The sequence below is a fragment of the Streptomyces sp. NPDC087906 genome (assembly GCF_055584925.1).
Window position 1 is genome coordinate 471,590 of record NZ_JBVJLC010000005.1, and the last position, 20,312, is coordinate 491,901.

21 protein-coding genes are annotated in these 20,312 nt (G+C 73.6%); 6 read left to right on the top strand and 15 right to left on the bottom strand.

Annotated elements, in window-relative coordinates; translation table 11 throughout:
- The first annotated feature begins 139 nt into the window (after positions 1–139).
- A complete protein-coding gene (locus ACZ63I_RS18335) occupies positions 140–724 on the top strand; it encodes a sigma-70 family RNA polymerase sigma factor (protein ID WP_469339768.1) in 585 nt (194 codons plus the stop codon).
- On the opposite strand, the gene ACZ63I_RS18340 is transcribed toward ACZ63I_RS18335, so the two are convergent.
- Positions 661–855, bottom strand: a complete 195-nt coding sequence (locus tag ACZ63I_RS18340) for a zf-HC2 domain-containing protein (protein WP_469339770.1) — start codon at positions 853–855, stop codon at positions 661–663. The genes ACZ63I_RS18335 and ACZ63I_RS18340 overlap by 64 nt on opposite strands.
- 112 nt (positions 856–967) lie before the next feature.
- Here ACZ63I_RS18340 and ACZ63I_RS18345 point away from each other — a divergent pair, with 112 nt between their 5' ends.
- Positions 968–1,486, top strand: a complete 519-nt coding sequence (locus ACZ63I_RS18345; protein ID WP_469339771.1) for a hypothetical protein — start codon at positions 968–970, stop codon at positions 1,484–1,486.
- A gap of 31 nt (positions 1,487–1,517) precedes the next feature.
- On the opposite strand, the gene ACZ63I_RS18350 is transcribed toward ACZ63I_RS18345, so the two are convergent.
- The 4 genes from ACZ63I_RS18350 to ACZ63I_RS18365 all read right to left on the bottom strand — a co-directional run bounded on the left by ACZ63I_RS18350 (position 1,518) and on the right by ACZ63I_RS18365 (position 5,404).
- On the bottom strand, positions 1,518–2,705 hold the full coding sequence (locus ACZ63I_RS18350; RefSeq protein WP_469339772.1) for a sensor histidine kinase: 1,188 nt from the start codon (positions 2,703–2,705) through the stop codon (positions 1,518–1,520).
- The gene (locus tag ACZ63I_RS18355) at positions 2,702–4,189 is read right to left on the bottom strand and encodes a sodium/solute symporter (protein ID WP_469339773.1); all 1,488 of its coding nucleotides are present in this window, start codon (positions 4,187–4,189) and stop codon (positions 2,702–2,704) included. The genes ACZ63I_RS18350 and ACZ63I_RS18355 overlap by 4 nt, the downstream gene beginning before the upstream one ends.
- The gene (locus ACZ63I_RS18360) at positions 4,186–4,560 is read right to left on the bottom strand and encodes a hypothetical protein (RefSeq protein WP_469339775.1); all 375 of its coding nucleotides are present in this window, start codon (positions 4,558–4,560) and stop codon (positions 4,186–4,188) included. Before ACZ63I_RS18360 ends, ACZ63I_RS18355 begins: the two co-directional genes overlap by 4 nt.
- A gap of 94 nt (positions 4,561–4,654) precedes the next feature.
- Positions 4,655–5,404 carry a LytR/AlgR family response regulator transcription factor gene (locus tag ACZ63I_RS18365; RefSeq protein WP_469339776.1) on the bottom strand — a complete coding sequence of 250 codons (750 nt, stop codon included), beginning with the start codon at positions 5,402–5,404 and terminating at the stop codon, positions 4,655–4,657.
- 67 nt (positions 5,405–5,471) lie between these two features.
- Between ACZ63I_RS18365 and ACZ63I_RS18370 the strand changes: the two genes are divergently transcribed.
- Positions 5,472–6,170 (top strand): anti-sigma factor family protein, encoded by a 699-nt coding sequence (locus tag ACZ63I_RS18370; protein ID WP_469339777.1) that lies wholly within the window; start codon positions 5,472–5,474, stop codon positions 6,168–6,170.
- 27 nt (positions 6,171–6,197) lie between these two features.
- Here ACZ63I_RS18370 and ACZ63I_RS18375 read toward each other — a convergent pair whose 3' ends face one another.
- The gene (locus ACZ63I_RS18375) at positions 6,198–7,064 is read right to left on the bottom strand and encodes an Fpg/Nei family DNA glycosylase (protein ID WP_469339779.1); all 867 of its coding nucleotides are present in this window, start codon (positions 7,062–7,064) and stop codon (positions 6,198–6,200) included.
- Positions 7,065–7,126: 62 nt separating this feature from the next.
- Between ACZ63I_RS18375 and ACZ63I_RS18380 the strand changes: the two genes are divergently transcribed.
- Positions 7,127–7,834: an alpha/beta hydrolase gene (locus ACZ63I_RS18380; RefSeq protein WP_469339781.1), complete on the top strand. Its 708-nt coding sequence runs from the start codon at positions 7,127–7,129 to the stop codon at positions 7,832–7,834.
- Positions 7,835–7,855: 21 nt separating this feature from the next.
- Here the strand turns inward: ACZ63I_RS18380 and ACZ63I_RS18385 are convergent, their stop codons facing one another.
- From ACZ63I_RS18385 to ACZ63I_RS18405, 5 genes are all read right to left on the bottom strand, one after another.
- A complete protein-coding gene (locus ACZ63I_RS18385) occupies positions 7,856–8,707 on the bottom strand; it encodes an amidohydrolase family protein (RefSeq protein WP_469339783.1) in 852 nt (283 codons plus the stop codon).
- Positions 8,707–9,696, bottom strand: coding sequence for an aldo/keto reductase (locus ACZ63I_RS18390; protein ID WP_469339784.1), 990 nt, complete (start codon positions 9,694–9,696; stop codon positions 8,707–8,709). Before ACZ63I_RS18390 ends, ACZ63I_RS18385 begins: the two co-directional genes overlap by 1 nt.
- Positions 9,697–9,868: 172 nt before the next feature.
- Positions 9,869–11,338 (bottom strand): wax ester/triacylglycerol synthase family O-acyltransferase, encoded by a 1,470-nt coding sequence (locus ACZ63I_RS18395; protein WP_469339785.1) that lies wholly within the window; start codon positions 11,336–11,338, stop codon positions 9,869–9,871.
- Positions 11,323–13,410 carry a SpoIIE family protein phosphatase gene (locus tag ACZ63I_RS18400; RefSeq protein WP_469339787.1) on the bottom strand — a complete coding sequence of 696 codons (2,088 nt, stop codon included), beginning with the start codon at positions 13,408–13,410 and terminating at the stop codon, positions 11,323–11,325. Before ACZ63I_RS18400 ends, ACZ63I_RS18395 begins: the two co-directional genes overlap by 16 nt.
- Positions 13,411–13,466: 56 nt before the next feature.
- Positions 13,467–14,510, bottom strand: a complete 1,044-nt coding sequence (locus ACZ63I_RS18405) for a DUF6777 domain-containing protein (protein WP_469339788.1) — start codon at positions 14,508–14,510, stop codon at positions 13,467–13,469.
- A 209-nt stretch (positions 14,511–14,719) separates the two neighbouring features.
- Here ACZ63I_RS18405 and ACZ63I_RS18410 point away from each other — a divergent pair, with 209 nt between their 5' ends.
- Positions 14,720–14,971, top strand: a complete 252-nt coding sequence (locus ACZ63I_RS18410; RefSeq protein WP_469339790.1) for a hypothetical protein — start codon at positions 14,720–14,722, stop codon at positions 14,969–14,971.
- The gene (locus ACZ63I_RS18415) at positions 14,968–15,495 is read left to right on the top strand and encodes a DUF1990 family protein (RefSeq protein WP_469339791.1); all 528 of its coding nucleotides are present in this window, start codon (positions 14,968–14,970) and stop codon (positions 15,493–15,495) included. The genes ACZ63I_RS18410 and ACZ63I_RS18415 overlap by 4 nt, the downstream gene beginning before the upstream one ends.
- A gap of 13 nt (positions 15,496–15,508) precedes the next feature.
- Here ACZ63I_RS18415 and efeB read toward each other — a convergent pair whose 3' ends face one another.
- The 4 genes from efeB to ACZ63I_RS18435 all read right to left on the bottom strand — a co-directional run bounded on the left by efeB (position 15,509) and on the right by ACZ63I_RS18435 (position 20,167).
- Complete coding sequence (efeB, locus tag ACZ63I_RS18420; protein ID WP_469339792.1) at positions 15,509–16,792, bottom strand: iron uptake transporter deferrochelatase/peroxidase subunit; 1,284 nt, start codon at positions 16,790–16,792, stop codon at positions 15,509–15,511.
- A complete protein-coding gene (locus ACZ63I_RS18425) occupies positions 16,789–18,036 on the bottom strand; it encodes an EfeM/EfeO family lipoprotein (RefSeq protein ID WP_469339793.1) in 1,248 nt (415 codons plus the stop codon). The genes efeB and ACZ63I_RS18425 overlap by 4 nt, the downstream gene beginning before the upstream one ends.
- 155 nt (positions 18,037–18,191) lie before the next feature.
- On the bottom strand, positions 18,192–18,362 hold the full coding sequence (locus tag ACZ63I_RS18430; protein WP_469339795.1) for a hypothetical protein: 171 nt from the start codon (positions 18,360–18,362) through the stop codon (positions 18,192–18,194).
- Positions 18,363–18,583: 221 nt separating this feature from the next.
- Positions 18,584–20,167 carry an SDR family NAD(P)-dependent oxidoreductase gene (locus ACZ63I_RS18435; protein ID WP_469339796.1) on the bottom strand — a complete coding sequence of 528 codons (1,584 nt, stop codon included), beginning with the start codon at positions 20,165–20,167 and terminating at the stop codon, positions 18,584–18,586.
- Between the last annotated feature and the right edge of the window lie 145 nt (positions 20,168–20,312).

Consider the following 20,312-nt stretch of genomic DNA (forward strand, 5'->3'; position numbering starts at 1 on the left):
CTACGAGCCCCCGCCGGACCGTTCACCGCACCACTCGTCGCAGTGAGCGACCGCTCGTCGCACGTCCTTGTGAGCTGTCTGTCACTCGCCGCCCGGATGCGTTCATATACGCGCCAGACGGGAGACAGGAGCGTGCATGATGACCACCGCCACCGCGACAGCGGCCAGCAGGACCGACGAGCGGGCGCTGACGCAGTTGCAGCGCGAACACGGCCCCGCACTGCTGCACTTCCTGCTGGGTCTGACCTACGGGGACCGGCAGCGCGCCGAGGATCTGCTCCAGGAGACCCTGGTGCGCGCCTGGCTCCACCCCGAGGCGTTCGACGCGCCGTACGACTCGATGCGGCCGTGGCTGTTCACGGTCGGCCGACGGCTGGCGATCGACGCCCGCAGGTCCCGGCTCGTCCGGCCGCCGGAGGTCAGTGACGGGCTGCTGGCGGCGACGCCCGACCCGCAGGACCGCACCGAGAGCGCGGCCGCCGTCCTGGACGTACGGCAGGCGGTGCAGGCGCTCAGCCCCGAGCACCGGGCCGTGCTGGTGCAGATCTACTTCCGCGGCCTGAGTGTCGGCGAGGCGGCGGCCGTCCTGGACATACCCCCTGGCACGGTCAAGTCCCGCTCGTACTACGCGCTGCGCGCCCTCGGCCGGGCGCTGCCCGGCTACAGCAGGTCGTCCTCGTCGAACAGCGCGAGCAGTGACGGCGTGTCGGCCACCTCCAGATAGGCGGCGGCGCAGGCGTCACAGCCGTCGAGATGCTCCGCGACGCGCCGGTCCTCGTCCGGCGCGAGCGCCCCGAGGACATAGGCGCCGAGGAGTTTGCGCACATGTGCGCCACCACCGGCCCCATCCGTCACAATCCGCTCCTGTCCGCCGCCCGATCCCGCACTTCTGGCCACGCGGAGCAGCCGCCGCCGGTTCAATGCTCCGTGAAGCGATACGCGCGGAGGGGAAGGAAGGCGAAGAGCGATGCGTCCGGAATGTACCGAAGGGGCCGGTGGGGGTGGCCTGCTGGTGCCGATGGCGTGGATGTACGCGGAGTACATCGCCGACGAACTGCTGCGCACCGGCCGGCTGATGCCGCCGACGACGCTCGAATACCGGGCGGGACGTGACGCGCTGGCCCTGACCATCTTCCTCTCGGACAGCTCGGCCGACGGCCCGCGGGTGGCGGCCAGGATGGAGGAGTGGCGCTCGCTGACCGCGTACGGCACGTCCTGGCGTGAGTGGGTGTGCGAGCGGCTCGACAGGCTGACGGCGGCCGCTTTCGAGGCGGGCACCGGCAGTCCCGACCCCGATCTGGAACTGGCGGGCGCCGCCTGGCGGTGGCTGGAGGAGACGGAACTGCTGGCGCCCGACCTCGACGGGGTGGCGCCGGCCGGCGGCCGGGAGGCGTTCAGGGCGGCCGAGCAGGAGGGACCGCAGGTGTGGACCCCGGCCTGGCAACTGGGGCTGCCGCTGGGCCATCTGGCGATCCACCTGTTCTGACGGCCCCCGGGCCACCGTCGTTGACGGGTGATCAGCCGTGGACGCCCGCGCGGTACTTGGGAATCCGTACGGTGATCTTCATGCCGGCGCCCACGCCCGTCTCGATGACCAGCCCGTACGTGTCGCCGTAGACCTGGCGCAGCCGCTCGTCCACGTTGAGCAGCCCTGTCCCGGTCGATGCGCCGCCCTCGCCGCGCAGGATCTGCCGCAGCCGGTCGGGTTCCATGCCGGTGCCGTCGTCCTCGATGACCACTTCGGCCTCGGACCCGGCGTCGAGTGCGCTGATGGTGATCCGGCTGCCGGTGACGGCCCCTTCGAGGCCGTGCTTCACCGCGTTCTCGACGAGCGGCTGCAAGCACAGGAACGGCATCGCCACCGGCAGGACCTCCGGCGCGATCTGGAGCCGCACCGACAGCCGCTCGCCGAACCTGGCCCGCACGAGCGCCAGATACTGGTCGATGGAGTGCAACTCCTCGGCGAGCGTGGTGAAGTCGCCGTGCCTGCGGAAGGAGTAGCGGGTGAAGTCGGCGAACTCGAGCAGCAGTTCCCTGGCGCGCGCCGGGTCGGTGCGGACGAACGAGGCGATGGCGGCGAGCGAGTTGAAGATGAAGTGCGGGGAGATCTGGGCCCGCAGCGCCTTGATCTCGGCCTCGATGAGCTGGGTGCGCGAGCGGTCGAGTTCGGCCAGCTCCAGTTGGACGGAGACCCAGCGCGCCACCTCGCCCGCCGCCCTGGCGAGCACGGCCGACTCGCGGGGCGCGTAGGCGACGAGCGTGCCGAGCACCCGGTGGTCGACGGTCAAAGGCGCCGCGACGGCCCAGCGCATCGTGCAGTCGAGGTCGGCGCACCCGTCGGTGAACGCCGTACCGCGCCCGCTGTCGAGCAGCCCCTTGACCCGGTCCATCACCTCGGCGCCGTGGTGCTCCCCCGTGCCGTCCCAGACCAGCACCCGGTCCCGGTCGGTGAGGCACAGCGCGTCGGTGCCCAGCAGCGAGCGCAGTCTGCGGGCCGCCTTGCGCGCGCTCTCCTCGGTGAGCCCGGCGCGCAGCGGCGGCGCGGCGAGCGAGGCGGTGTGCAGCGTCTCGAAGGTCGCGTGCTCGACGGGGTTCCCGACGTCGCTGCTGCGCTCGGGGCGGGCGGTACGCCGGCCCAGCACGAAGCCGCCCGCCAGCAGCAGCGGGCCGAGCACGATCAGCGCGGCGAGCGCGGCCCCGCTCATCGCGCGCCTCCCTCAGGCCGGGTCCGCAGGGTCTCCGGCAGGTGGAAGCGGGCCATGGCAGCGCTGGTGCCCGGCGGGATCCGGTGCCGGGTGGCCAGCGAGACCAGGATCATGGCGAGGAAGCCGACCGGCACCGACCAGACGGCGGGCCAGGCGAGCAGGGCGTGCGCCCAGCCGTCCGGTACGGTCCCGCTGACCGTGACCACGGTCGCGACGAAGGCGAGTCCGCCGCCGAGCAGCAGCCCGGCGACGGCGCCGGGCGGGGTCAGTCCGCGCCACCAGATGCCGAGCACGAGCAGCGGGCAGAAGGACGAGGCGGAGACGGCGAACGCCATGCCGACCGAGTCGGCGACCGGGATGCCGGTGACCATCAGCGAGCCGCCGAGGGGTACGGCCATGGCGAGCGGGGTGGCCAGCCGGAAGTGGCGGACGCCGCGCGAGGGCAGCACGTCCTGGGTGAGCACACCGGCCACCGCCATGGTCAGTCCTGAGGCGGTGGAGAGGAAGGCGGCGAAGGCGCCGCCCGCGACGAGCGCGCCGAGCAGTTCGCCGCCGAGCCCGCCGACGGCCCGGCCCGGCATCAGCAGCACGGCGGCGTCGGAGTCGGTGCCGAGGGGCAGTTCGGGCACGTAGAGCCGGCCCAGTGCGCCGTAGACGGGCGGCAGCAGGTAGAACGCGCCGATCAGCGCGAGCACGACGACGGTGGTGCGGCGGGCGGCCCGGCCGTTGGGGCTGGTGTAGAAGCGGACGACGACGTGCGGCAGCCCCATCGTGCCGAGGAAGGTGGCGACGATCAGCCCGTAGGTGGCGTACAGCGGGTGGTCGGCGCGGCCGTCGATCCCCGCCGCCGCCAGGTCGACGCGCGGCCGTCCTTCGCCCTGCCAGGCGAGCAGCAGGAAGGCGGCGGGCACCAGCAGCGCGGTCAGCTTGAGCCAGTACTGGAACGCCTGGACGAAGGTGATGCTGCGCATCCCGCCCGCCGCGACGGCGATCACCACGACCAGCGCGACGAGCAGTCCGCCGCACCAGTCGGGGGCGCCGGTGAGGATCTTCAGCGTCAGCCCGGCCCCCTGGAGCTGCGGTACGAGGTAGAGCCAGCCGGCGCCGACCACGAACACGCTGACCAGACGGCGCACTTGGGCCGACTCCAGCCTGCCTTCGGCGAAGTCGGGGAGGGTGTAGGCGCCCGAGCGGCGCAGCGGGGCGGCGACGAAGACGAGCAGCACGAGATAGCCGGCGGTGTAGCCGACCGGGTACCAGAGCATGTCGGGGCCGTGCAGCAGGACGAGTCCCGCGATGCCGAGGAAGGAGGCTGCGGAGAGGTATTCGCCGCTGATCGCCGCCGCGTTGAGCGCGGGGCGCACGGTGCGGGAGGCGACGTAGAAGTCGGAGGTGGTACGGGAGATGCGCAGCCCGAAGCCGCCGACGAGGACCGTGGCGACCACGACGGCGGTCACGGCCGCGACCGTGTAGCCCTGGCTCACGGCGGCGGCCGGCCCTCCACGAGCCGGGCGAAGTCGCGTTCGTTGCGCTCGGCGCGCCGTACGTACCACCAGCCGAGCAGGGTGAGCAGCGGGTACGCGCCGAAGCCGAGCACGGCCCACACCACGGTCCGCTGGCTCAGCGCCGCGAAGGCGAGCGGCAGCGTGCCCGCGACCAGCGCGAGAACGGCGAACGCGGTCATGCCGGCGCGCAGTTGACTGCGCATCAGGGAGCGTACGTAGGCGTCGCCGAGCGCGGTCTGCTCGTCGATCTCCGCCTGGGCGCGGTAGCGGGGCAGCGGCCGTACCCTGCGGGGTTCGCCGGTGACGACCTCGCGCCGGGGCGCGGCCTGCCGGGGCACCTCCGCCGTCATGGCGTCCCCTCCCCCGTCGTCACCACCGCACTGTAGTGTCCGGGCCCGGAGTGTACGGGCGGCGCCGACGCCCGGGGAAGATCGCGCGCGCCGGTCAGCGGGCGGTCCTGCGCATCAGCAGGTCCCGCAGGGCGCGCGCGTGCCGTCTGCTGACGGCGAGTTCGGCCGCGCCGACGCGTACGCTCATCGCCCCGGCGTCCAGCCGCAGTTCGTCGATCCTGGCGAGCGCGACCAGATGGCGGCGGTGGATCCGGACGAAGCCGCGGCTGCGCCAGCGCTCCTCCAGCGTGGTCAGCGGGACCCGGACCAGATGGCTGCCTGTGTCGGTGTGCAGCCGGGCGTAGTCGCCCTGCGCCTCGGCGTACGCGATGTCCTCGACGGACACGAACCGGATGACGCCGCCGAGTTCGACGGGGATCTGGTCGCTGTGGGCGGCGGCCAGCGGGGTCCGCTCCCCCACCAGTTCGGCGACGCGCCGCACGGCTTCGGCGAGCCGTTCCCTGCGGACCGGTTTGAGCACGTAGTCGACGGCCTTCAGGTCGAACGCCTGGACGGCGAAGCCCTCGTGGGCGGTGACGAAGACGATCAGCGGCGGCTCGGCGAAGCCGGCCAGCAGCCGGGCCACGTCGAGACCGGTGAGCCCCGCCATGTGGATGTCGAGGAAGACCACGTCGACGGCCGCGTCCTCGCCGGGACCCGCTTCGAGCGCGGCCCCGATCAGCCGCAGCGCCTCGGTCGCGCTCGTCGCGCCCTCGGCCGCGGTGATCCGGGGATCGGCGCGGAGCAGATACAGCAGCTCTTCGAGGGCCGGTTCTTCGTCGTCCACAGCCAGTACGCGCAACATGACGCCGGAGTGTAGGCGGCCGGGCACCGGCTTGAGTGATTTGCCGCCGCGCTCCGTACCACACGGCATGCGGACCCTGGATCTCCATCGCGATGTCGGCGCCTACGCACTCGGTGTGCTGGATGCCGCCGACGCCTTCCGCTTCGAGGATCACCTGATGGAGTGTCCGAGCTGCGCCCTGCGCCTTGACGGGTTCGGTGAGGTGCGGACGCAGCTCGACGCGTACGCGCGGCAGACCCCGGCGGGCGTCGCGCCGGTCGCCGTCGCCGGGCAGGAGCTGCTGTACCGGCTGCTGGAGCGGGCCGACGCGGTGCGCGGCAGGGGCAAGGCGCGCCGGCTGCTGCTGGTGGCGGCCGCCGCCGTGCTGGCGGTGGGCGGTCCGCTGGGCGCGCTGGCGGCGGCGCCGGGCGGCGGCCACGCCGGGAGCCTGCGCTGGGCGGCGGCCGACGGCGGTACGGGGACGGCGGCCGTGGTGACGGCGGCGGCGAAGGCATGGGGAACGGATGTCGCATTCGAGCTGAGCCGTCCCGCGGCGCCGGGGAGCTGCGCGCTGGTCGCCGTGGGGCGGGACGGGTCGCGGGAGACGGTGACGACCTGGGCGGCGCCGGCGGGGCAGCCGAAACCGCTGGTCACCCGGGGCGCCGCCGCGCTCCAGCCGGACCAGATCGACCACTTCGAGGTACGGGCCTCCGACGGCAGACGGCTGGTGACGCTCACGGAGCGCGGCACGGTACACGGCACCGGCCACGGTGCGGGACCGCCGTGAGCGCGCGGGCCCGCCGGGCGGCTTGTCCTACTTGAGCAGCCGGGACAGCCGCCGGTCGGCGAGCGGTTTGCCGCCCGTCTGGCAGGTGGGGCAGTACTGCAGCGACGAGTCGCTGAAGGACACCTCCCTGATGGTGTCGCCGCAGACCGGGCACGCCTGCCCCGCGCGGCCGTGCACCCGCAGACCGCTCTTCTTCTCCGCCTTGAGCCGCCCCGCCGCCACCCCGCGCGACCGTTCGACCGCCTCGGTCAGCGTGGTGCGCATCGCCTCGTAGAGGGTGCTGATCTCGTCCTCGGTGAGGTTGTGCACGGGCTTGAAGGGCGACATCTTCGCCGCGTGCAGGATCTCGTCGCTGTACGCGTTGCCGATCCCGGCGATCAGCCGCTGGTCGCGCAGCGCCCCCTTGAGCTGCCGCCGCTCCCCCGCGAGCAACCGGGCGAAGGCGTCGCGGTCGAAGGAGTCGTCGAGCGGTTCGGGGCCGAGCGTCGCGATGGCCGGCACGTCCGCCAGGTCGCGTACGAGATGCACGGCGAGGCGCTTGGTCGTGCCCGCCTCCGTCAGGTCGAAGCCGTCCCCCTCGGCCAGCACGGTCCGCAGCGCGAGCGGGCCCTTGCCCGGCCGGGGCGGCGCGGGCGGGAAGGAGTCCTTCCAGCGCAGCCATCCGGCGCGGGCCAGATGAATCGCGAGATGCAGTCCCGCTTCGCCCGCGACGATGTCAAGATATTTACCCCGCCGCCCGACGGCGGTGACACTCTCGCCCTCCAGGGCGGTGAGCGGCGGATCATAGGTCTTGAGGACATTGACCGTCAGAGGCAGCACGCGCACGATCCGCTTGCCCACCAGATGGCCGTCGAGGAATTCTCGCAGCGCTTCGACTTCGGGTACTTCCGGCATGCTTCAAGCGTGCCGCACGCCCCGAGCGGTTGCCCGGCGAGCCGGTGAAAGGAAGACCACAGGTGCTTGTACGCGATCGCCACGCCACCGTGCGGCCTGCGCTGCTCATCGACAGGACGGTCGCACGCCCGCGGGCCGCCGTCCTGCTGCTGCACGGGGGCCGCGCCGACGGCGAGGAACCGCCGCCCCGGCTGAATCTGCCGGGGGCCCGGCTGCGGCCCTTCACCAGGGCCGTGCTGCGGGCGACCGAGGGGCAGGACGTGCTGGTGGGCCGGGTGCGCTACCGCTACCGGGGCTGGAACGGCAGCCGCGCCGACGCGGCGCGCGACGCGCGCAGGGCGCTGGACGAGCTGGCGCTGCTCGCGGGCAGCGTGCCCGTGGTGCTGGTCGGCCACTCGATGGGCGCGCGTGCGGCGCTGTCGGCGGCCGGGCACGACCTGGTGACGGGCGTGGTCGGGCTCGCGCCGTGGTGCCCGCCCGACGAACCGGTCGACGCGCTGACCGGCCGCCGGGTGGTGCTGCTGCACGGCGAGGGCGACCGGGTGACCGATCCGCGCGGCAGCGTCGCGCTGGTGGCGCGCGCCCGCGCGGTGGGCGCCGAGGCCGGCGCCGTGCTGCTCGCGCACGGCGACCACGCGATGCTGCGCAGGGCCGGGGTCTGGCACGCGCTCGCCACGAGCTGTGTCACGGCGCTGCTCGGCCTCGGCCCGTTCCCCGACGTGGTGCGGCGCGCCCTGCTGGGCGGTGAGGGCCCCGTCCAGACCGTGTAGCGGCTCTCTGTGGCGTGGACCTCAGAGCGAGTAGACGCGCCGCGCCGTACCGCCGAAGACCGCCGCGCGCTCGTCGTCGCTGAGCGCGTCGGTCACGGTGCCCGCCGCCTCCAGCACCTCGGTGTACGAGGCGGCGAGCCGGCACACCGGCCAGTCGGAGCCGAACATCAGCCGGTCGGGGCCGAAGGCCTCGATCACGGTGTCCGCGTACGGCCGCAGCCCGTTCGCCGTCCAGGTGCCCCAGTCGGCCTCGGTGACGAGACCGGAGAGCTTGCACACGGTGTTGGGCCGGGCGGCCAGGGTCCTGACGTGGTGCGCCCAGGGCTCGATGGATCCCGCCGCGATCGGCGGCTTGCCCGCGTGGTCGAGTACGAACGTGAGTCCCGGCAGCAGGTCGGCGACCCGGGCGGCTGCGGGCAACTGGTGCGGCAGGACGACCAGGTCGTAGACGAGCCCCGCCGCCGCGACGGCCGCGAGGCCGCGCTTGACCTCGGGGCGCAGCACCCACTCGGGGTCGGGCTCGCCCTGGATCTGGTGGCGGATCCCGGTCAGCTTCGCGCCGCCGGGCCGGGCGCGCAGCGCGGCGAGCGTGTCGGTGATGTCCGGTGCGGTCAGATCGGTCCAGCCGACGACGCCGGCCACCAGGTCGCTGGTCCCGGCGGCGGCCAGGAACTCGGGGGTCTCGGCGGCGACGGTGACGGTCTGGACGAGTACGGTCGCGCTCACCCCCGCCGCGCGCGCCTCGGGTTCGAGGTCGGCGAGGGAGAAGTCCCGCCGGATGGGGGCCATTTCGGGCCCTTCGAGCCACTCCTGGCCGCGTACGGACAGGTCCCAGATGTGGTGGTGCGCGTCCACGATGTCCGGCGGGTTCATCACGCGGCTCCGTCCTCGGTGAGCAGCCCTTCGGCGCGCAGTTCGGCCCACAGGTCGTCGGGGATGCGCCGGCCGAACTGCTCGGCGGCGTCCCGTGCCTCGTCGGCGGAGCGGGCGCCGACGAGCACGCTCGCGACGGCCGGGTGGCGCAGCGGGTAGTGCAGGGCAGCGGCGCGCAGCGGCACGCCGTGGCGGCGGGTCACGGTGTCGATCCGCTGGGCCCGCTCGACCAGTTCCTGCGGCGCGGTGGTGTAGTCGTACGTCGCTCCGGGGCGCGGGTCGGCGAGCAGCCCCGAGTTGAAGACCCCGCCGGCGACGACGCTCTTGCCGCGCGCGGCTGCCTCGGGGAGCAGCGCGGTGAGCGCGCTGTTGTCGAGGAGGGTGAAGCGGCCGGCGCACAGGACGACGTCGACGTCCGTCTCGCGCAGGAAGCGGGTGAGCATCGCCGTCTGGTTCATGCCGGCGCCTATCGCCCCGACGAGCCCTTCGGCGCGCAGCTTCTCCAGCGCCGGGTACGCCTCGTCGAAGGCCGCTTCCTCGTGGTCGTCCGGGTCGTGCAGGTAGACGATGTCGATGCGGTCGAGGCCGAGCCGCTCCAGGCTGTCGTCGATGCTCCGGCGTATCCCGTCGGCGCTGAAGTCCCAGACGCGGCGGTGCGTGGCGGGGACGGCGAAGCCGTTGGCGAGGTCGTCGGAGGCGGGCGCCGGCGTCCCTGCGGGGACGGGCTCCAGCAGCCTGCCCGCCTTGGTGGAGACGGTGTACTCGTCCCTGGGCCTGGCGCGCAGCGCCTCGCCCGTACGGCGCTCCGAGAGCCCGGTGCCGTAGTGCGGCGCGGTGTCGAAGTAGCGGATGCCCGCGTCCCAGGCCGCGTCGATCGCGGCCCGAGCGTGCTCGGGCGCCACCGGGGTGTAGAGATTGCCGATCCCGGCGGCTCCGAAGGACAGTTCGGTCACCTTGACCGGACCGCTTCCGAGCGTGGTGTGCCGCATACCGCTGCCGCCTCCTGAGGGTTCCGTCGCCGACCGCTCTGTCGTCGATCACCGCGCCGTCAATCAGGACGAATATTCATCGGATGACTGGACGGCGTCAACACCTGTGAGGAAGCTGTTTCCGGGCTCTTGCGGTTGAGCAGTCCGATCTATCGGCTCTGCCGGCCCGACTCTACCGGGTGACCTGGAGCAGCTCGGCCAGTTCGGCGTGCAGCGATCCGGCGAGCGCGCCCAGGTCGGGGACGGCTTTGCCGTCGGCGACCAGGCCCACATGCACCCGGCCGCCGTACGAGGACAGCCCGACGGCCAGCGACTGGCCGCGCGCGAGCGGCGCCAGGGGGTAGATCTCGCTGAGCGGGCAGCCGCCGAGCGTGAGCGCGGAGCGCGGCAGCGGCACGCTCGTGACGAGGATGTCGAAGAGGAACCGGGCGGCGCTGCCGGCCAGGGGCGCGCCGAGCCGGTGGGCCAGCGGCGGGAGCTGCCCGGCGAGTACGGCGACGGCGCCCGCGCCGCGCGAGGGGCCCTCGGCCTTGTTGCGCTCCATCTCCCTGCGCACGGAGCGCAGCCGGGCCAGCGGGTCGGCCTCGGTGACGGGCAGCCCCAGCAGGTATGCGGAGAGGCTGTTCGCCGAGCCGGCGGGGCTGCCGGGGCGGCGCCTGGAGACCGGCACCAGGGCGCGCGGCGGGGCCGTGGGCAGCGGTTCGCCCCGGCCGAGCATCCAGCGGCGCAGCGCCCCCGCCACGGTCGCCAGCAGGACGTCGTTGGCGCTGCCGCCCGTCGCCCTGCGCACGCGCAGCACGTCGTCGAGGTCGAGCACGGCGGTGCCGAGCTGCCGGGTGCCGCTGGATCCGGCGGTGAGCGCGGAGACGCCGTACGGGTCGAACCTGCCCGCCCGTACGACGGACGCGCCGATCCCGACGGCCCTGCCCAGGTCGGTGAAGCGCTCCCTGGCCAGCGCGGCGACCCGGCCGGGGCCCGGCAGCCAGGACCGGGGCGGCACGGGCCGGGCCCGCCGTACTCCCGCCGTCCGCACGTCGGCGATCTGGTCGAAGATCCCGGCGCCGATGGCGACGGCCCGCATCCCGTCGGCGAGCGCGTGGTGCAGCTTGACCAGGACGGCGAAGGGCCGCTCGGCCGCGCCGTCGGCCGGCGGCGTCAGCACGTACATCTCCCAGGGCGGCACCCCGCGCTCCAGCGGCCGCTCCATCAGCTCGCCGGCGAGCCGGGTTGCCTCGGTGGCGAAGTCGCCTTCCGGCAGGGTCAGCGGCCGTACGTGCCGGGTGACGTCGAAGTCCCGGTCGACGGCCCAGGCGGCGGCGCCCACCGGGAGCAGCACGTCGCGTACCCGCATGCGCAGCCGGGGGACGGCGGCGGCGCGCGCGGTGAGCAGGTCGCGCACGGTGGCAGCGCCGGGGCCGGGCTCGAACAGCGCGAGGGCGCCGAGGTGCATGGGGTGCCCGGCGGACTCCAGATGCCAGAAGGCCAGGTCGAGCGGGGTCAGCCGCTCGGCGACCGGATCGCCCGCCGGGTCGGCGGTGCGCGCCGGGTCGGGACCTGCGGCCGGCGCCGCGGTGGTGGCGGGTTCCGCGCTCGGTTCGGCGATCTGCTCAGTGCTCAACTCGGCGGTCAAGAAGTTCCCCATGTCCTGGAAGGTCGGTGCGGAATGGCGAATTCGCACCACACGCATTTGCCGCTGCCGCGGGACTCCACACCCCATTGGTCGGCCAGCCCGTCCACGAGCATGAGCCCGCGGCCCGAGACTCCCGAGTCGGTGGCCTCGCGCCTGCGCGGCAGCACGCTCGACCGGTCCTCGACCTCGATCCGCAGCCGCCGCTCGGAGTTGGTGAGCACGCGTACGGTCACGACGGCGCCGCCGTCGGTGTGCATCAGCGCGTTGGTGATCAGCTCGTCGGCGGTCAGTTCGATGTCGTCCGAGCGCTCCCTGGCCGCCCAGGCGCCCACGGCGGCCCTGATCATCTGGCGGGCGGACCTGAGCGCCTCGGGGTCGTTCTGGGCGACATGCTGCTGGAGCCTGCCGCCGGTCTCCGGCGTGTAGGCGCCCCTGCGGCGCAGCAGCAGTACGGCGACGTCGTCCTCGCCGCCGCGCTCCTCCACCAGGTCGCAGAGCTGGTCGGCCAGCACCTGGAGGTCGTGCGGCCCGTCGCGGACGAGCGCGGCGAGCAGTTGCATGCCGTCGTCGAGGTCGGCGCCGGGCTGCTCCACGAGTCCGTCGGTGTACAGCAGCATGGTCTGGCCGGGGTCGAGTTCGAGGGTCTTGACCGGGTAGTCGAGCTGGCCGAAGAGGGCCGAGAGGCCCAGCGGCATACCGCCGGGCACCGGGAGGCGGCGGCAGCTCCCGTCGGTGTCGCGCAGCAGCGGGTCGACGTGTCCTGCCCTGACGAGCTGCACGACGCCGGTGGTCAGGTCGGCCTCGGCGTAGGTGCAGGTGGCGAAGCGGTCGGTGTCGAGTTCGTGCAGGAAGACCGAGGCGCGCGCCATCACGGTGGCGGGCGGGTGGCCCTCGGCGGCGTACGCGCGCAGCACGATGCGGAGCTGGCCCATGACGGCGGCTGCGTGCGTGTCGTGGCCCTGTACGTCCCCGATGACGGCGCCGATCCGGCCGCCGGGCAGCGGGATCACGTCGTACCAGTCACCGCCGATGTCCCTGCCGAGCCGGGCCGAGCGGTAGCGGACCGCGATCTGGGCGCCGGGCACGGCGGGGATCCGGCGCGGCAGCATGGCCTGCTGGAGCCCCTCGGCGAGGTCGTGCTCCTGCTCGAAGAGCATGGCGCGCTGGAGGCTCTGCGCGATGCTGCTGCCGAGGGCCACCAGCAGGTTGCGGTCCTCGGCGTTGAAGCCGTTCTTGTCGCCGTAGAGCAGCCCGAGCGCCCCGATGGGGCGGCCCTGCGCGATCAGCGGGAGATAGGCGGCGGCTGTGATGCCCAGACCGCTGATGTGCGGCCACAGCACCGGGTAGTACGCGGCGAACTCCTCGGCCGACTCGATGAAGCGGGGGCTGAGCGTGCGCACCGCCTCGCTCATCGGGTACTGGTCGTCGATCCGGGTGATCCGGGTGCCGGGCACGAACGAGCCCTCCGGGCCCTCGGCGACGAGATGGATGCGGCCGGACTCCAGCAGCCCCATGACCAGGCTGGTGGCGCCGAGGTGTTCCAGGCCGTGCGACTCGGTCAGTACGTCGATGACGTCCCGCACGGTCCGCGCGTGCGCCAGCGCCGCCGTGGTGCTCTCGACGACGCTGGTCTGCACCCGGCGGACCGCGTCGAGTTCGAGCCGCGCCGTGGAGTCGGCCAGCTCCTGGGCGGCGTCCCTGACGATGCCGATGACGCGGTGCGGGCGGTCGTCGGCGTCGCGCCGGATGCAGCCCTGGGTGTGCGCCCAGTGCACGGAGCCGTCCCTGTGGGTGATCCGCATGTAGGCGCCGTAGGCCTCGCTGCCGTCCTTCAGCGCCTGTTTCACCACGCCGGCGAGCCGGCCGGCCTCCTCGGCCGACACGCGCACGGCGAGTCCGCCGGGCGTGCCGTCGAACTCGTCGGGCCGCAGGTCGAAGACTTCGAGGGCCGGCCCGTCCAGATGCATCAGTTCTCTGTCGAGGTCCCAGTCGAAGGTGCCCATGCGGTTGAGCGCCAGGCTCAGGTCCGGGTGGGCGGGCCAGTCGTCGGGGAGCGACAGGGGACCTGCTGCCCGATCAACCATGGGGACACTCTGTCATCATTTGTCGGAATCTTCGAGTGGTCGGGGCGGGGGTCGGGTCAGCCCTGGAACGTCACGGAGGTGGCCGAGTCCCCGTCCGGCTGGGGCGCGTCCGGCATCGGCGGCAGATCGCCGTCGGGGCCGGGCGGGGTGTCCTGGTCGGAGGGGCCCGGCGGGATGTCGGGCGTGACGACGTCGCCGGACGGGTCGGCCGGGGGCTGCGTGGACGGCTCCACCGGGGACGGCGTCGGCGGCTCGGCGGGCGAGGGGGTGACCGGGGCGTCGCCCGACGGCTCGGGCTCGGGCGGTTTCACGGCGCCCGGGTCGGTGATGTCGGCGTTCGGCGCGTACGGCGGCCGTACGACGGGCGGGCCGTCCTGGTCGCCGTCGCTGCCCACGGGCCGCTGGAGCCAGGTGTCGTTGAGCGCGTTGACGACGACGAGGCTGGTGAGGGCCTGCGGGGCGCGGGTGATGACCACGACCCGCTCGGGCCGGTAGCCGGACCAGGGCTTGCCCCGGTGGGTCACGCCGCCCTGCATGGCGACGGCGGGCCGCAGCGGGTTTCCGCAGGCGCAGCGGACCCTGGGCAGTCCGTGGTCGTCCACCAGGACGGCGGTGCCCGCCTGGAGCACGGACTGGAAGGAGGTGGCGGCGCCGCTGTGGTAGCCGTGGCTGGTCACCCGGGTGTCGGCGCGCAGGGTCACCGGGGTGAGGCCGCGCAGGAACGAGGGGACGGACGCGTCGCCGATGGCGGCGCCCTGGGCGAAGGCGCGGGCCTTGCCGTGGTTCTCGGTGAGGAAGCGGACCTGGCGCTCCACGTCGCAGGCGGACTTGGCTTCGATGCCGCCGTAGAGGCCCGGCGTGGAACCGGGGAGCGAGCGGGCGGCGCGGGTGGCGGCGTCGGGGTCGGTGCGGGCGCCCGTCGAGGGCTTGGCGCTCGGCGCGGCACCCTTGGGCAGCCGCACGGCGGTGGAGGCGGTGAACGGGTCAGGTCCGCGCGAAGCGACCGGCTGCAGGAAGAGTTTTTTGGCGTCCGACGCGTCCTGGCCGCTGACGTCACCGCCGCATCCTGCGGTGACCACGATGCCCACGGACAGTGCCACCAGCGCGGCATACCGACGACGGATGGGTGAACGCACCAGATTCTCCCGTTTCTTCCTCCGGATATGTCTTCCCATATCTGCCGGATCGTCAGCGCGCCCGCAAGCCGGGCCGGATCGGCCGCCGGGCGGTCTTGAACGCGTTCAGGGTGAGGCATAAGCTCGTACCAGGAATTGAACATGTTCAAGACCGAGGGTGGTGGAGGGTGTCCGTGCTGGTCAGCCTGGTGGTGATGGTCGGCATGCTGGTGACAGTGCCGCCGGGGCTGCGACTCGTCGAACAGCCCGGCACGCCCGGCGGCGCCCGGCCATCCGGTCCCGCCGCGCTACGCCGCCTGTGGCCGGCGCCGGCCGCGCCGGGCGCCCTGGCCCGGAGGGCGGCGTCCCATGGCGTCGGCAAGGCGCTCGGTCTCGCGCCCTGTTCGATCCTGGCCCCGCGACGACTCAAGGAGAGCACCGAATGAACACCCCGGTCACCGGCCCGAGCCCCTTCAGCTACCCCGAGGTCGGCGCCACCCGGCTAGGCCCGCTCCCCGACGGCTACCACCATCTGCACCGCACGGTCAGGATCGGCAGGGGCCGCGCCGTCTTCGAGGCGGCCGGAGCCGCCGTGACGACCTGGCGGATGCACCGGGGCTCCGGCGCCCGGGTACGGGCCGAGCGGGCCTGGGCCGAGCAGGGCACGGCGGTCGAGGTGTCCGTCGGGGTGGGGCCGCTGCGGCTGCGCGCCCCCTGCCAGGTCGTCTGGGCCGTCTACGAGAAGGACCGCACGGGCTTCGGCTACGGCACCCTCACCGGGCACCCGGAGCGCGGCGAGGAGTCGTTCGTCGTCGACCTGCGCGACGACGGCTCGGTGTGGTTCACCGTCATGGCCTTCAGCCGGGCGGGCCGCTGGTACACCCGCGTCGGCGGGCCCGTGGTGCCGCTGCTCCAGCGGTGGTACGTGGGACACCTGGGCAGGACGCTGCGCCGGCTCGCCGGGGCCTGAGCGGAGCCGCCGGTCAGGCCAGCAGCGTGCGGCCCAGCCAGTCGGACTCGCCGCGCGCACCGGGCAGCGCGTAGAAGTAGCCGCCGCCGTAGGGCCTGATGTAGTCCACCAGGGGCTCCCCCGCGAGCTTCTTCTGCACGGCGGCGAACTGCCGGTCGAGGTCCTGCTGGAAGCAGCAGAACACCAGCCCGGTGTCGAGGTCGCCGTTGTCCCGTATCCCCCGGTCGTAGTTGTAGCCGCGGCGCAGCAGCCGGGTCCCGGCCGTGCCGGGGGTACGGGGGTTGGCCAGCCGGATGTGCGCGTCCAGCGGGATGCTGCTGCCCTGCGGGTCCTTGGCGTACTGCGGGGCGTCCTTCTCGTGCCGGCCGTCCAGCGGGGCGCCGGTGTCCCGGGCGCGGCCCATCATCCGCTCCTGCTCGTGGAGCGAGACCCGGTCCCAGAACTCCACCAGCATCCGGATCAGCCGGACCACCTGGTAGCTGCCGCCTACCGCCCAGTCCGGTTCGCCGGCGTCCGCGCCGACCCAGACGAGCTGGTCCATCAGCCGGGCGTCGTGGGCGTCCGGGTTGGCGGTACCGTCCTTGAACCCCATCAGGTTGCGCGGGGTGCCCGAGGGGCGCGGCGGGGAGACGAAGCCCGCCGTCCGCCAGCGGATCTGCATACCGCCCCGGGTGTGCCGGGCGATGTCGCGCAGCGCGTGCACCACCGTGTCGGGGTTGTCGGCGCACAGTTGCAGCATCAGGTCGCCGTGGCACCAGGCGTCTTCGAGGTCGTCGTCGGGGAAGACGTCCATCGCGCGCAGCCTGCGCGGCTTGCGGGCGCCGAGGCCGTACCTGCCGTCGAAGAGCGAGGCGCCGACCGCGAGGGTGCCGGTCAGTCCGTCGGCGGGTACGACAGGGCCGAGGACGCCCGAGTCGGGCAGCGGGGCCGAGATGCCCAGCGGCTCGGGGACCCCGCCCGCCGTCAGGAAGTGCAGCCGCTCGCTGACCGTGCGCAGCAGCTCCGCCAGATCCGCGCGGCTGCGGGCGGTCACGTCGAAGGACGTGAAGACGGCGTGCCGCTGGAGCGGGGTGAGGATGCCTGCCTGGTGGACGCCGTGGAAGGGCACCACGCGGTCCGCGGGGGCGGCGTCAGGGCCCGGCGAGCCCTGGCCGCCGTCGGTCGCGCGGGCGACGGCTACCCTGCCGCCCGCCCCCGCGGCCGCGCCCGCCGCGCCCGCCACCGCCGCGCGGCGCAGGAAGGACCGCCGCGCCACGCCTGCGCCGGGCCGCCGGCCGGGGATGCCGTCGCCGGTCATGAGGTCCTCCGAATGTCGAAGATGACGGCCACCGGGGCCAGTTGCTCGGCCAGGTCGCCGAAGTCGCCGTTGATCCGCTCGCGTTCGGCGCGGGTGAGGGCGCCGGGTGGGCGCAGGCCGCCGTGCTTCTCCAAGGTGTCCAGATCCTGCCGCGCCGTGGCCAACGCACTGTCGAGCAGCGGGAGCTGGGGGTCGCGGGACGCCAGCAGCGGGCGCAGCACCGCGAGCAGTTCGACCGTGCCGTCGAGCCCGGCGCGCGCCGTGGCCAGTGAGGTGCCGCTGCCGAAGTCGGACCGTCCGGTGAGGTCGGACTGGCTGCTGTCCTCGGTGATCTCGTGGGCGCGCAGACCGGTGTCGAGAGGGTCCATCCGGGTGTCGGCCCACTCGGCGCGCAGCGCCCTGATGTCCTTGGCCAGTTGTCCTGCCGGGCCGCGCAGGCTCTTCGCCCGCTCACCGTGCCACAGCCCGTACTCGACCCGGTGGAAGCCGGTGAAGTCCTTGTCGTGGACGCCGCCCGGCAGGCCCGCGTCCGTGCCGTCCACGGCGCCGCCCAGCTCGCCGAAGGCTCCGTAGGCGCCGCCGAGCCGGGTGAAGGCCAGATGGGCGGGGAGCCAGGCGGTACGGGCGGCGGGCAGGTCGCCGTCGTCGACGGCGGCCCGCAGGGTGTCGATCTTGCGCACGACGTCGCCGAAGCCCGCGGAGACCCACTTCTGGTAGGCGAGCGTCGGCGGGATGAGGTCGTGCTGGTTGACGGGCTGCACGGCGGGGCCGCCCTTGGCGGCGCCCTTGCTGATCCGTACGGTGCGCCCGGTGACGGCGTCGGTGTCCTCCACCAGGCAGCGGAAGGCGTAGCTGCCCCGGCCCAGCGACACCTCGATGGGCCGGGTCGTGCCGGGCGCGAGCCCGTCGACCTCACCGAGCAGCGCGCCCGAACCGTCCGTCAGATAGACCTCGGCCGCTTCGGTCGCGCCGTTGTGCACGTCGAAGACCTGGAGGCCGGTGACGGGAGTGCGCCAGCCCTGTCCGCAGCGGTCCGCGGCCGAGGAGGCCTCGACGGCGGTGTGCGGCAGGCCGTCGGCCAGGTTCACGGTGGAGGCGGCGGGCCGCGAATCGCCTCCGGTGAGCGTGCGGGCCACCGCGCCCGCCACGACGGCCACCACCGCGAGGGCGACGAGGAGGACCAGGCCCCGCCCGCGCCGCGACGGCCCGGCGGGCCGGCTGGAAGAGATGCGGGGAATGTACACGGATTCGGATGCTAGTTCCGGGGGCCGGGATCGCGGCGGACGTCCTGAGAAGTTCGCCGAAAGTTCAGGTGCCCTGACGGCGGAACGCCCCGCACCGCCGTGGTCGGCGGTACGGGGCGTCGGTGCGGCGGCCGGCCGGACGCCGGCCGGGCGGCTCAGTCGATGCCGGGCAGGATGTGCGGCTCCGCGAGGTCGTCCTCGTAGCCGGCCAGCCGGATCGGGGCCGACCTGGCCCACACCTCAAGATTGCCGATCTTCTCGGGCCTGCGGGCCCGTCCGGTGGATTCCGGCGGTCGCTGTTCGTGCTTCGTCAGATCTGGTGTCACCGCGCACTCCTCTGCGTCGCGCAACTCTGGGACAGGACAGTTCCGTCGCGGTGGCGCCGTTACTCGGACGGGACCGCGGCCTTGGTAGTGGGCCTGTCCCGCGAGCGTCCGCGGGGATGGTGGTTCCCCTGTTGGCCGTCTCTTCGCCCCAGATTAACCAGATGAGCGGCTGCCCGCTCTATAGGGATCGCATTCGAGTGAGATTTCAGGCCACTCGGCGGTCACCATTTGGCGGGTGCGTAGTCCTTGAGGAAGAGGCCGTAGAGGTCTTCGCCGCCCTCACCGCGCACGATCGGGTCGTACACCCGCGCCGCGCCGTCGATCAGGTCGAGCGGGGCGTGGAAGCCCTCGTCGGCGAGGCGCATCTTGTCGGGGTGCGGGCGCTCGTCGGTGATCCAGCCGGTGTCGACGGCGGTCATCAGGATGTTGTCCGTCTCGAACATCTCCTGCGCGCTGGTGCGGGTGAGCATGTTCAGCGCGGCCTTGGCCATGTTGGTGTGCGGGTGGCCCGCGCCCTTGTAGCCGCGGCTGAAGACACCCTCCATCGCGGAGACGTTGACCACGTACGCGCGCCCGGCGGCGGCCGCGGCCATGGCCGCGCGCAGCCGGCTGATCAGGATGAAGGGCGCCGTGGAGTTGCAGAGCTGCACTTCGAGCAGTTCGACGGCGTCCACGTCGGAGACGGTCTGGACCCAACTGTTGGTGTGGTGCAGGTCGGGTACGAGCCCGCCCGCGTCGATGGCGGTGCCCGCCTCGATCCTGGCGAGGGTGGCGGAGCCGCCGACGAGGGCGAGCCCTGTGACGTCGGCCGCGCCGAGCGCCTCGGCGCCCGCGGCGGGCAGCACGGCCTGGGCGCCGCTGCCGAACGCCCCGATGACCTCGGACGGGGGGAGTTCACCCGCGGGCAGCGGCGCGGACTCGGCCGCGAGGAGTTCGCTGTAGGCGCCGGGCGAGCGGCGCACGGTCTGGGCCGCGTTGTTGATGAGGATGTCCAGCGGGCCTTCGGCGGCGACGGAGTCGGCGAGGGCGACGACCTGCGCCGGATCCCTGAGGTCGATCCCGACGATCTTCAGCCGGTGGATCCAGTCGGCGCTGTCCTCCATCGCCTTGAAGCGGCGGATCGCGTCGACGGGGAAGCGCGTCGTGATGGTGGTGTGCGCGCCGTCGCGCAGCAGCCGCAGCGCGATGTACATCCCGATCTTGGCCCGGCCGCCGGTGAGCAGCGCGCGCTTTCCCGTGAGGTCGGTACGGGCGTCGCGGCGGGCCCGGTTCTCGGCGGCGCAGGGCTGGCAGAGCTGGTGGTAGAAGGCGTCGACCTCGACGTAGCGGGTCTTGCAGATGTAGCAGGAGCGGGCCCGCTGGAGGAGTCCCGCGATCTCGCCCGCGGCGCGCGAGGACGGCAGCAGCCCCTGGGTCTCGTCGTCGATGCGCTCGGCCGAGCCGGTGGCGGTCGACTCGGTGACCGCCTTGTCGTGGGCGGTCTTGGCGGCCCTGCGCTCCTGGCGGCGGCGCTGCTTCACCGTCCGGTAGACACCGGCGGTGGCGCGCCGGACGGCGACGGCGTCGGGGTGGTCGATCTCCAGCTTGTCCAGCTCTTCGAGCACGCCGAGGCAGACCGCGAGCCGTTCGGGGTCGATACCGGGACCGTACACCTGGGTCCCGTCGGACGCCGGGCTCTCCTCGAACGCCGGGCCGTCGTCGAACGCCGCGCTCCCGTCGGACGCCGGGCTCCCGTCGGACGCCGGGCTCCCGTCGGACGCCGGGCTCCCGCCGTCGTACGCCGGGCTGTCCTGTGTGACCGTCATCGCCGCTGCCGTTCCTCGATCGCTCGTGCGCCGGAGTCCCCGATGCGCCCCTTTGTGGGATTTTGCGACTATCCCCGCAGGTGAGGAGCATACCGACGCGGGGAAGGCCGGCAAAATCCCGTCATTCTATCCGAGCGCCCCGACC

Excerpts from the sequence above, each read along its gene's own strand:
- ACZ63I_RS18350 (WP_469339772.1), bottom strand. The coding sequence starts at position 2,705 with ATGAGCGGGGCCGCGCTCGCCGCGCTGATCGTGCTCGGCCCGCTGCTG.
- ACZ63I_RS18435 (WP_469339796.1), bottom strand. The coding sequence starts at position 20,167 with ATGACGGTCACACAGGACAGCCCGGCGTACGACGGCGGGAGCCCGGCG.
- ACZ63I_RS18390 (WP_469339784.1), bottom strand. The coding sequence starts at position 9,696 with ATGCGGCACACCACGCTCGGAAGCGGTCCGGTCAAGGTGACCGAACTG.
- ACZ63I_RS18395 (WP_469339785.1), bottom strand. The coding sequence starts at position 11,338 with ATGGGGAACTTCTTGACCGCCGAGTTGAGCACTGAGCAGATCGCCGAA.
- ACZ63I_RS18365 (WP_469339776.1), bottom strand. The coding sequence starts at position 5,404 with ATGTTGCGCGTACTGGCTGTGGACGACGAAGAACCGGCCCTCGAAGAG.
- ACZ63I_RS18400 (WP_469339787.1), bottom strand. The coding sequence starts at position 13,410 with ATGGTTGATCGGGCAGCAGGTCCCCTGTCGCTCCCCGACGACTGGCCC.
- ACZ63I_RS18370 (WP_469339777.1), top strand. The coding sequence starts at position 5,472 with ATGCGGACCCTGGATCTCCATCGCGATGTCGGCGCCTACGCACTCGGT.
- ACZ63I_RS18335 (WP_469339768.1), top strand. The coding sequence starts at position 140 with ATGACCACCGCCACCGCGACAGCGGCCAGCAGGACCGACGAGCGGGCG.
- ACZ63I_RS18385 (WP_469339783.1), bottom strand. The coding sequence starts at position 8,707 with ATGAACCCGCCGGACATCGTGGACGCGCACCACCACATCTGGGACCTG.
- ACZ63I_RS18360 (WP_469339775.1), bottom strand. The coding sequence starts at position 4,560 with ATGACGGCGGAGGTGCCCCGGCAGGCCGCGCCCCGGCGCGAGGTCGTC.
- efeB (WP_469339792.1), bottom strand. The coding sequence starts at position 16,792 with ATGACCGGCGACGGCATCCCCGGCCGGCGGCCCGGCGCAGGCGTGGCG.
- ACZ63I_RS18415 (WP_469339791.1), top strand. The coding sequence starts at position 14,968 with ATGAACACCCCGGTCACCGGCCCGAGCCCCTTCAGCTACCCCGAGGTC.
- ACZ63I_RS18375 (WP_469339779.1), bottom strand. The coding sequence starts at position 7,064 with ATGCCGGAAGTACCCGAAGTCGAAGCGCTGCGAGAATTCCTCGACGGC.
- ACZ63I_RS18345 (WP_469339771.1), top strand. The coding sequence starts at position 968 with ATGCGTCCGGAATGTACCGAAGGGGCCGGTGGGGGTGGCCTGCTGGTG.